Genomic DNA, 9,662 nt, shown 5'->3' on the forward strand with positions numbered 1-9,662 from the left:
GCGTGGCACGTGAACTGACGACCCTCATCGATCGGCGGGGAAAGCCCGGGATGATTGTCAGCGATAATGGGACCGAACTAACTTCTAATGCTATCCTGCGGTGGTGTTCCGAGAACCACATCGAATGGCATTATATCGCGCCGGGTAAGCCAATGCAGAATGGATTTGTGGAAAGCTTTAATGGGCGAATGCGAGACGAGCTATTGAACGAGACGATGTTCCGTAATCTGGCACACACCCGCGCGGTGATCGCTGCATGGACCGCCGATTACAATACGGAGCGCCCGCATTCCGCATTGGATTACCGCACGCCTGCCGAATATGCCCGAACTTTAAACCACGCAATCGCCCACCCCGCTGCGCGAGATGAAAGCTCCGCGCGACGGGCGATTGCTCAACACGCGCCAATCGGCGTAAACACCCTGCAGGCTCATATCGCCGCTGGATGAATGTTCAGTGGCAGGTCACGGTGGGCGATGCGCTAACGCAAAAAATCAAGGTGCCCGCGCAGGAACTCATCGGCCTTGGCCTCGATGATCTGATTTCGGCCGAGCAGAAGTCCGAATTTGAAAAGTTTCGCGCCCAACAAGAACATGTCGAGAGCTCTGATACCCCCATTTGGCGCATCCAGACCGGCGACGGGGAACCTCTTTACGCTCGGATCAAAACCGCACCCGCGCCCGAGGAAGGCACGCTTCAGACGTTGCTAGAGCCGACAGAGCTGTCTCGGACAGTGCAAATCAGTACGCGCATGCCGTATTCCGTGCGGATCGCAAATCGCTTTTTGAACCACGATGTTCTGGCACCACTGAAAATGTCCCGTGGTGCACTGGAAATGGCAACCGAGAGCGCTGATGCGGATACCCGCGAACTGTTAGAAATTGTCATGGCGCGTCTCGAGCGGATCAGCGACGACATTGAAAGCTTTGCCCAAGTCGGCCTTGGTGCGTTGCCACCCCGCCTGACCTCGGCAGGTACTCTGATGTCCGCAGGCGACCGGGCTTTGGCGCGACACCTTGAGAATACCTCGTTTACTATGTATGCCGTGGACGACCTGAGTATTCCCTCAGAGACCCTATATGCGGTGATCGACAGCGTGATGATGCGCTGCTCGGCAAAGAAGCTTGCGAGCCGTGCCGATGTTCTGCTCGACGTGGACTCGCTAAACATCGTCCTGACGCTTCAAGCCGAAGGCACGGTACCCGATGCTTTCGCCGGACGCGCGACATCCGGTACAGCCAAGGGCACCTTTCTAGAAGAGTGGACGAATGTGCTGCTCCTACGCCATGGGATCAGTCTGAACCTGACTTGGCGCGCGCCTGAATGATCAAAGATCACATTCTAAAGCCTTTTAGCCCAGTCCAAAGCAATATGGTCTGGGGGCTGGTTCTCTTACTGCTGGTCGGCTCTCAGATCCTTGAAACCCAGCGCGCAGAAATCGAAGCCGCCTTGCCGGTTTTCAAAGCGCTGAACCGTACGCAACTGTCGACCGCGATCATGCTTGGCCTGATCGCAATCGCCATGTTGCGGACGGGATTGCCTTGGTTCCGGCATGTCCGCATCGCGGTCAATGCTCTGCTCCTGATTTTCTTTGGCCTCGTTGTTCAGGCGCATCTGACGGGCATCATTTTCGGCAAAGAGTTTTTTGTTCAACTCTCTCAGAAGGTGTCAGAGGCGCTACCTGGCGTTCCCTCTCTCGAGACCGCTTTCGCAGCCATGGTCGCGGGCAGAATGATCGGCGCGAAGCCTGATTGGGTGCAAGCCGCTCGCTTTTTCACTGTATTCTCGCTCGTGTGTTACGGCATCTACGAACTGACGGTGCTAGAGGACAAGGTCCTGCACCTGACCGACGGCAGCGGCATGGGGCCGGCAACCATCGTATTCTTCTGCACGGTCCTAGTTTATTTTGCCAAACAACAGGGCCCAGACTTGCTGCCGGAATGGCGTTTGGCAATGTTCCCCAGTGCATCCATTCTGATCCTCATGAGTTGGTTCACGAATGTTCCTGAACCAGACCGTGCGATCGAATACATTGCACTGACCGCTTTGTTCATCACCATCCTCCTTGGCTTCAAACAAAATCTATCCTTCAGCTATGAGAACGCAGCGCTAGCCCGCAAGAACGCGGCGCAAGCAAAACGGATCGAACAACAGAATGCGGATCTTTCTCTGCTGGTCACCTCTTTGTCACACGACCTCAAAGCGCCGATCCGCAACGGCCGGACTTTGATCCGCCAGCGAAATAGCCTGAAGCAAGCGAAAGGGCTGACCGATCAAGACATCGACGGGATGCAGTTGCGCACGCTGGACCGCATGGAAGCGCTAAGCCGCAACTTTGTCGAATACATCATGAGCCACTCCGAACCCATGCGGATCGAGCCAATTAATCTGTCCGATCTGCTGCTCGAGGTGTCCGAACCGTTCGCGGCGCGGGCGAAATTCGAGCTGAGGGTGCCGGACCATACCCTACTGCCTGCAGACAGGCAGGCGCTGGCGCGGTCGTTCGAAAACCTGTTTGAGAATGCAATCCAGCACGCCAAAAGCGATGACCTACGCCTAAGGCTCGAGGTCATTGAGACCAAGAAGTCTATCACGATTACGCTCGAGGATAACGGACAGGGCATCGCGCCAGAACTACACGAACGGGTTTTTAAGCCGTTTGAAACATTCGAGGCTAAACACAAATCCGGCTCTAGCGGGCTTGGATTGTCCATCGTGCGCCGGTTGGTCGAGCGGATGGAAGGCCGGATTTCCTCGTGCCTTCCTCGTACCTTGGGCGGCGCGTGTTTTGCCATGAGCTTTAAAAAGGAAGAACATGCCACATCGTGAAATAGAGGTCCTGATCGCAGAGGACGAAGACCTCGACCGGTTCCTTTTGGAAAGTGCGTTCAAAAAGAAGCAGGTCACAAACCCAATCCGGTTCTTCGAGAACGGCAGAGAACTGATCAGTTTCCTGAAAGAGAACGTCAGCGATTCACTGCACGACAAATTCATTGTTCTCACGGACTTGAATATGCCTATAATGAACGGGTTCGAGTTACTCGCGGAATTGCGGTCAGACCCGCTCATGCGCAGAATTCCAGTATTTGTCCTGACATCATCTTCCGACGAGACCGACATCAAGCGCGCGTCAGAGTTGGGCATTGCAGGGTACATCAGCAAGGAGAACGCTGGTGAGGATTTTATGCAGGGTATCGAGCTTATCGGGAAATGGATAACGATCTGCTCGGTACCGGAACTCTAAACGGACAATGATCCAAGCCGATAGGGCGCTCGGGAACGATTGATGAATTACTACGTCCTGGAAAATGAGGATTTGGATCTGTGGCGCGTGAAAAAGGCGCTATCGCAACTGGGGCTTCCAGAACCCAAAGTCTTCCGCAGTGTCGGCGAGTTCGCAGCCTTTGACCTGAGCACCGTGCCAGAGCGGTCGATATTCCTGTTCGATTTTTACCTTGGGGATGGCACGGGCTGTGACGCCGCACGCATGCTTCGAGATTGCGGACTTCCTGCCGCCCGCGCGGGCGTCGTCGTTCTGACCGGCAGCCTTGATGGCACTATGGCGATCGAGGTCACGCAGTCCAACGTTGACCAACTGTTCTTCAAGTCCGAACTCAATGCCGAAAATCTAGAGCTGATCCTACGCCGCGCCAAGGAGGCCCAACGCCAGCGTGCTGCGGCCAAGCTTTATCAAACGCGTCTGCGGTCGATGGCGACGATGCTGGCCCACGACTTACGCTCGCCACTCGTCGGCATTCAGATCGGCTCTGAACTGATCGCGAACGAGACAGTCATGTCCGACATGTCGCGCAATCTGGTTGAAAAAATCCAGCATGCCAGCAACGAAGCTCTTGAGATAATCGCAGAGCGCCTCGCATCCGTGTCTTCGGAGAAAGAAGTGGACCTGGAGGCGGACGGTCAGGAGGTGCGTCTGGACGAGATGGCCGCCCAATTGGAAAAAATCTACGCCGTACAGCTAAAGAAGCGGAACGCAAAGATCAATGTGCGGCCCTCTCAGCCTTTCGTCAGCAGCCGTGATGCGCTGCAGGATGTCTTTATGAACGTGGTCGGCAACGCGCTTAAACACGCCATCGCGGACCCCCTACAGATCGATATCTGGAGCGAAGAAACACCAGATTTTGCCATCATTTACATTCGCGACAATGGGCAAAAATCCGATCCGGCCCTAATCGCGTCCTATCTGGATGGCACCCGCCGGGCAGAGGGGCACGGTTTGAACTACATTTCTGACCTGATGCGCGTTCTCGGGGGCAACCTGACCTGCGATGGGGATGGTGAAAGCTATCTGGAATACCGGATCGAAGCACCGGTCACCTAGACGATCCGCGTGCGAGTTGATCCTCGACTTTGCCCGCGCCTGACCCATTTACTTTGGTGACCCAACCTCGAGAGGGCACCTTGGCCAGACGCTCTGAATACCATACAGCACCTGTACCGAGCGGACGGCTTTCACGCTTGCTCCGCATGGGCAGCATGGCAGGCGGGATCGCTTCGGGCGTCGCTGCGGGCGGGGTTAAGTCTCTGGCGGCAGGACAGAAACCGAAACTCGAGAGCTTGGTGTTCACACCCCGCAACATGACCCGGCTTTCAACCGGCCTGTCGCAAATGCGCGGCGCGGCGCTGAAGCTAGGACAGATGCTGTCGATGGACACCGGCGTCGTTTTACCGCCCGAACTGAATGCGCTTCTGGCTGGGATGCGCGATGGGGCCGTCGCGATGCCGCCCAAACAATTGCGCGACGTTTTGGATCGAAACTGGGGGCAGGGGTGGTACAAACGCTTTGCTCATTTCGATGTGCGGCCCTTTGCAGCGGCGTCGATAGGGCAGGTTCACCGAGCACGGACCCATGATGGTCGTGAGCTGGCGATCAAGGTGCAGTATCCGGGCGTCCGGCAGAGCATTGACAGCGACGTCGACAACCTCGCATCTCTGTTGCGGGTTTCCGGCATTGTACCAAAGGAATTGTCATTAGACGAGGTTCTGACCGAATCCAAAGCGCAACTCCACGCCGAAGCGGACTACAGGGCCGAAGCGACAAACCTCGCAATGTTCCAGCGTCTACTCAGCAACTCTGATCGGTTTGTTACGCCTGAATTGGAGCTAGACCTTTGCACCCCGCAGGTTCTTGCCATGAGCTACGTCCAGAGCGCCCCCCTGGAAACGGTACAAAACGAGCCCCAAGAAACCAGAGATATGATCGCCGCATCTCTCATTGAGCTCGTTCTACAAGAGTTGTTCACATTTGGCGCAATGCAGACCGATCCAAACTTTGCCAATTTCCGATATGTGCCAGAGACGGGCCAGATCGTGTTGCTGGACTTTGGCGCGGTGAAATCGTTCTCACTGGAATTACAACAAAAATTCAGAACGCTCGCTCAGGCCGCTCTTGGCGGGAGGCATGATGAGATGCGTGCCGCTATGTTGCGGATCGGATACTTTGCCGAGACCACTCCAGAAAAATACCAAGCCATCCTTCTGGAAATGTTCGACATGGCCATGACTCCGATCCGGCAAGACGCACCCTATGATTTCGCTGCATCGGACTTAATGGACCGCCTGCGTGACCGCGGCTTGGAAATCGGCTCGGAACGGGAACTGACCCATGTCCCACCAGCTGACACCCTTTTCTTGCATCGGAAAATTGGTGGGACCTATTTGATGGCAACAATGCTTGGCGCGCGGGTGCCATTGCGCCCTCTGGTCGAGAAATATTGCTGCGAGTAGACCATGCCCGACAGTTCGCGCAGATCTTTGTTCGGTGACACACACTCGATGCGTTCCATCACTCCTGAAGCGCCTTCAAACCTTCCTTCAGGTGTACGGTCATTCCACCATCAACCATCATGTCTCGCAGACGCTGGTTGTACCCACCCGGGGTGTCGAGCGCCCTGAGCAGAGGCGCGCAGGGCCCTGCTATTAGGCTGGAGCCGACCAACTCTCGAACAAAGCGCTCGCTGCTCTCTGCGTCCGCGCCTTGGTCGGCCAGCCACTCAGCGGCCTGTTGCACCATCAGAACGGCCGGAGACAAAACCGCTTGCGCGCACAGCCAGTCGGCCAACGCATCCTCGCTATCGATTGGGAAAATCGTATTTCTTGCACCAAACAGCTCTTCGATCAGTTCAGTCTGCCCGAACACTAAAATCTGCGAACCACCCGTCGAGATCGAGGGGAAAGGGATCATCCGTGCCACCAATTGCGCTGGCGCGACAAGCGGCGCCACCTCCGCGATTTGCGGCCCTGCCATCAGAGAAACAATTTTTTGCCCTTCGCGAAATGTCAGACCGGAGAGGGCGTCTTTGTAGACCCCATCTGTCAGCCCCAAAAAGATGACATCGCTCGTATCGACAACAGATTGGTTCTTGGCCACCGACACGCTACGGAACTTCTCTGACAAACGCGCAGAGTTGGTCGCGTTACGCTCTGAAACTATGATTGTGTGGCCATCGTTGCCGATACCCTCGACCAGAGCCGACGTGATTGTCCCCAGCCCAAGTACTCCTATACGCATCAGCGTGCTCCCCATGTGTCAGCAAGCCGGTAGCCTTGCGGCCAAGGATCGCTCGGGTCCGGCATGTGTTGATGAATGCCCGTGATCCAACCTCGGCCAGATATTTCGGGCACAATGGCCGGCAGTCCACACACCTGTGTCTCGGCCACAATTTGCCCTGAGAAACGAGACCCAATAACCGAACGCGCGGTCAACCGATCCCCATTATTCATCAAACCACGTTCCCGCAAAACAGCCATGCGCGCCGACAACGCCGTCCCCGTCGGTGAGCGGTCTACCTTGCCCGGCTGAATGGCGACTGCGGCGCTCGTTTCCAGCCCATCGGCCCCGTACTCAAGAGGTCCCGCAAAAAGGCAGAACGAGATATGAGACCAATCCGGGTTTTCGGGATGGTGAAATCCCAACTGCTCGTTCGCCGCATTGGTGATCTCCGCACCCAGCTTGGCGAGCTGGTGCGCCTCGTCCGCGACCAGATCAAAGCCCAAGCTCGGAGCGTCGACGATGACAAAGCTGTCACCCCCATAAGCCGTGTCAACGGTGAGCGTCCCCAGACCGTCAACCTCCACCGTTGCATCCAGCTGAGACGCAAAGGACGGCAGGTTCCGCACAAAAATTCGCTCTGCTTTTCCATCGCGGCACTCTGCACGCACACGAACCAATCCGCCCGGCGCTTCGAGCACCAAATGCGTCTCTGGCTCGTGCATTGGAACGAGCCCGCCATCCAGCAACACTGTCGCGACGCAAATCGAGTTAGAGCCAGACATGGGCGGTGTGTCCTCGGGCTCCATGATGATCCAAGCGGCCTGCGCTTCTGGGTTTTTGGGCGGCACCAACAGGTTCACGTGGCGAAACACGCCGCCTCTCGGGATCGTGTCCCACTTGATGGTGTAGCTCATAGCGGGCCTCGTGCTGACTGGCGGGCCGAGCTGATCAGTCGCGCTGCGCTGCAGGCAAGCTGACGACGACATCATCGCAGATTGGCGCCAGCGTTTCCAGTGTCAGATAGCGGCCACGCTGGACGGTCCATTCCTCGGTCTGCTCCATGAGGATTGCACCGACGAGGCGGCGGATCGAAGCCTCGTTCGGAAAGATCCCGACCACGTCCGTGCGGCGCTTGATCTCGCCGTTTAGGCGCTCAATCGGATTTGTGCTGTGTAACTTCGTTCGATGCTGCTGGGGAAAGGTCATGTAGGCCAGCACATCCTCCTCAGCGCCGTCCATGAGGGTCGCCAGCTTTGGCAGTTTCGGACGCATCTGATCAGCTACCTGACGCCACTGCGCTTTTGCGGCAGCATGGTCTGGCTGAGCGAAGGCCGTTGCAATGAACGCCGAGACGACCCGTCGGCTACGCTTGCCCGCATGGGCAAGGGCATTGCGCTGGAAATGGACCCGGCAGCGTTGCCATGTTGTCGACAGCACACGCGACGTGGCCGCCTTGATGCCCTCATGAGCATCGGAAATGACCAATTGAACGCCTCTAAGACCACGGCGAACAAGGTCGCGCAAGAACTCGGTCCAGAAGTGCTCCGCCTCGGAAGCCCCTATGGACATTCCCAAAACTTCACGGCGGCCATCGGTGTTCACCCCCACCGCAATGGTGACGGCGACGCTGATGATGCGTCCGCCCTGACGCACCTTGAGATATGTGGCGTCGATCCAAAGGTACGGCCATTCGCCTTCGATCGGTCGTGTCAGGAAGGCGTCGACACGGTCATCAATCTCTTCGCACAGGCGGCTGACCTGGCTCTTGGAGATACCGGTCCCCCCCATTGCTTGCACCAGATCATCCATGGATCGCGTCGAGACACCATGAACATAGGCTTCCTGAATGACAGCCGTCAGTGCCTTCTCGACCGACCGACGTGGCTCGAGAAACGACGGAAAATAGGAGCCGGTGCGCAGCTTAGGAATACGCAGTTCCACGCTGCCCGCACGGGTCTGCCAGTCTCTCTCCCGATAGCCATTGCGCTGAGCCAGCCTGTCAGCGCTCTTCTCGCCGTATTCAGCGCCAGTCTTGGCGCCAACCTCCAGCTCCATGAGCCGTTCGGCGGCAAAGCCAATCATCTCACGCAACAAATCTGCGTCGCCGCTCTGGTCGACAAGAGCGCGAAGGTCCATCATGGGTTTGGTCATTGGGTGTCATCCTTGGATTAGATTGAGTCTTGCAACCCGACCTTACCAAGAAACCCGATGGCCACCCCAAGCTACACCATCCGTTGGGACACGATCCCTCTCGGCTCGTTAAGCACAAAATTCCGAAGCGTTTGGTCTTGGGCGATCCAACGGCTTTGTTCCCAAATAGTATCTCCGGGCGGGGGCAGAACACCCCCGACAATCACATCACCGACCTCTCCTTCGGCGTGAGCCGAAATGATGTGAATGGTTTTGGTCGACCGCATGGCTATGCCTCCTGTGCACGCAAAAGCCAGAACGCAAATAACGGCGCGGGGCCTGATTTCATGGCATGCAGGATGCCCGGCGGGTTGTAAAATGATCCACCTATGCCGGGCGCGAACCAATCGCCATTATTTTGACTGAATTCCCCTGTGCTAAGAACAAGATAGGTCTCTTCTGGTGGGTGCATATGATCAGGATAGCGCACGTTTGGTGCAAGAAGAGAAGCACCAATCCAGACATCCGTGCGGGGCTCAATGCCGCCGGGCCCCACGATCATCGCGTTTGCATGACCCGCCTCAAAAGTTGCGCTGGCGTTTGCTTGGTCTCCCGACCTTGTACGCCAGTGAACTTGAGGCTCAATTGCTAGAAAGGCCTCTGCCAAGATCCTGAGCCCATCTGGAAGAGCCTGCAAATCCAAAGCCTGCGACAGCCAAACATCGCACACAGGGAGCCTCGCTGCATCGCGCTCCGAAGACTGCTTCTCCGCATTTAAAGCTTTAAAAGCGCTCGATATGCTTCTCCGAGAGGCATCACTCGTCGCGCAGCGCCCAAACGCATTTTCGGCTTGGCTCAAGAATGTCTGCAGAAGAGGTGGGCGCAGTGACATATGAAGGCTCCGTCGCGAATATGGCTCAGCCATCGTAAGCGGCGGCCACGCCCCATTGTTTTTTTTGCTTTCGCGGTGTCGCGGAGGGTTGAAGCGGATGGCTGTCGGGAGCTCGTCAGGGACTACGAG

At 56.8% G+C, this 9,662-nt stretch carries 10 protein-coding genes and 1 pseudogene; 6 read left to right on the forward strand and 5 right to left on the reverse strand.

Annotated features, from left to right (window positions below; all coding sequences use genetic code 11):
- The 6 genes from BM225_RS20925 to BM225_RS20950 all read left to right on the forward strand — a co-directional run.
- On the forward strand, positions 1-449 hold a 449-nt coding region (locus tag BM225_RS20925), incomplete at its 5' end, for an integrase core domain-containing protein (protein ID WP_143095439.1).
- Positions 450-469: 20 nt separating this feature from the next.
- On the forward strand, positions 470-1,327 hold the full coding sequence (locus BM225_RS20930) for a nitrogen regulation protein NR(II) (RefSeq protein WP_143095440.1): 858 nt from the start codon (positions 470-472) through the stop codon (positions 1,325-1,327).
- Positions 1,324-2,829 carry a sensor histidine kinase gene (locus BM225_RS20935; RefSeq protein ID WP_092465464.1) on the forward strand — a complete coding sequence of 502 codons (1,506 nt, stop codon included), beginning with the start codon at positions 1,324-1,326 and terminating at the stop codon, positions 2,827-2,829. Before BM225_RS20930 ends, BM225_RS20935 begins: the two co-directional genes overlap by 4 nt.
- Complete coding sequence (locus BM225_RS20940) at positions 2,816-3,244, forward strand: response regulator (RefSeq protein WP_092465465.1); 429 nt, start codon at positions 2,816-2,818, stop codon at positions 3,242-3,244. The genes BM225_RS20935 and BM225_RS20940 overlap by 14 nt, the downstream gene beginning before the upstream one ends.
- 42 nt (positions 3,245-3,286) lie before the next feature.
- Positions 3,287-4,339 (forward strand): sensor histidine kinase, encoded by a 1,053-nt coding sequence (locus tag BM225_RS20945; protein ID WP_092465466.1) that lies wholly within the window; start codon positions 3,287-3,289, stop codon positions 4,337-4,339.
- An 80-nt stretch (positions 4,340-4,419) separates the two neighbouring features.
- Positions 4,420-5,745: an ABC1 kinase family protein gene (locus tag BM225_RS20950; RefSeq protein ID WP_245780572.1), complete on the forward strand. Its 1,326-nt coding sequence runs from the start codon at positions 4,420-4,422 to the stop codon at positions 5,743-5,745.
- Positions 5,746-5,803: 58 nt separating this feature from the next.
- Here the strand turns inward: BM225_RS20950 and BM225_RS20955 are convergent, their stop codons facing one another.
- From BM225_RS20955 to BM225_RS20975, 5 genes and pseudogenes are all read right to left on the reverse strand, one after another.
- A complete protein-coding gene (locus tag BM225_RS20955) occupies positions 5,804-6,529 on the reverse strand; it encodes an NAD(P)-binding domain-containing protein (RefSeq protein ID WP_092465471.1) in 726 nt (241 codons plus the stop codon).
- The gene (locus tag BM225_RS20960) at positions 6,529-7,425 is read right to left on the reverse strand and encodes a proline racemase family protein (protein WP_276326973.1); all 897 of its coding nucleotides are present in this window, start codon (positions 7,423-7,425) and stop codon (positions 6,529-6,531) included. Before BM225_RS20960 ends, BM225_RS20955 begins: the two co-directional genes overlap by 1 nt.
- Before the next feature lie 34 nt (positions 7,426-7,459).
- Positions 7,460-8,662 carry an IS256 family transposase gene (locus BM225_RS20965; protein WP_092465469.1) on the reverse strand — a complete coding sequence of 401 codons (1,203 nt, stop codon included), beginning with the start codon at positions 8,660-8,662 and terminating at the stop codon, positions 7,460-7,462.
- Positions 8,663-8,757: 95 nt separating this feature from the next.
- Positions 8,758-8,928, reverse strand: a pseudogene (locus BM225_RS20970) (proline racemase family protein); the annotation flags it as partial.
- 2 nt (positions 8,929-8,930) lie between these two features.
- Positions 8,931-9,533: a dimethylsulfonioproprionate lyase family protein gene (locus tag BM225_RS20975; RefSeq protein WP_092465470.1), complete on the reverse strand. Its 603-nt coding sequence runs from the start codon at positions 9,531-9,533 to the stop codon at positions 8,931-8,933.
- Positions 9,534-9,662: the final 129 nt, after the last annotated feature.

It is taken from the genome of Donghicola eburneus, from assembly GCF_900115865.1.
GTDB classification, from domain to species: domain Bacteria; phylum Pseudomonadota; class Alphaproteobacteria; order Rhodobacterales; family Rhodobacteraceae; genus Donghicola; species Donghicola eburneus.

What these genes read in the sequence shown, in the direction of transcription:
- BM225_RS20935 (WP_092465464.1), top strand. Translation starts at nt 1,324, where the DNA reads ATGATCAAAGATCACATTCTAAAGCCTTTTAGCCCAGTCCAAAGCAAT.
- BM225_RS20940 (WP_092465465.1), top strand. Translation starts at nt 2,816, where the DNA reads ATGCCACATCGTGAAATAGAGGTCCTGATCGCAGAGGACGAAGACCTC.
- BM225_RS20945 (WP_092465466.1), top strand. Translation starts at nt 3,287, where the DNA reads ATGAATTACTACGTCCTGGAAAATGAGGATTTGGATCTGTGGCGCGTG.
- BM225_RS20955 (WP_092465471.1), bottom strand. Translation starts at nt 6,529, where the DNA reads ATGCGTATAGGAGTACTTGGGCTGGGGACAATCACGTCGGCTCTGGTC.
- BM225_RS20960 (WP_276326973.1), bottom strand. Translation starts at nt 7,425, where the DNA reads ATGAGCTACACCATCAAGTGGGACACGATCCCGAGAGGCGGCGTGTTT.
- BM225_RS20965 (WP_092465469.1), bottom strand. Translation starts at nt 8,662, where the DNA reads ATGACCAAACCCATGATGGACCTTCGCGCTCTTGTCGACCAGAGCGGC.
- BM225_RS20975 (WP_092465470.1), bottom strand. Translation starts at nt 9,533, where the DNA reads ATGTCACTGCGCCCACCTCTTCTGCAGACATTCTTGAGCCAAGCCGAA.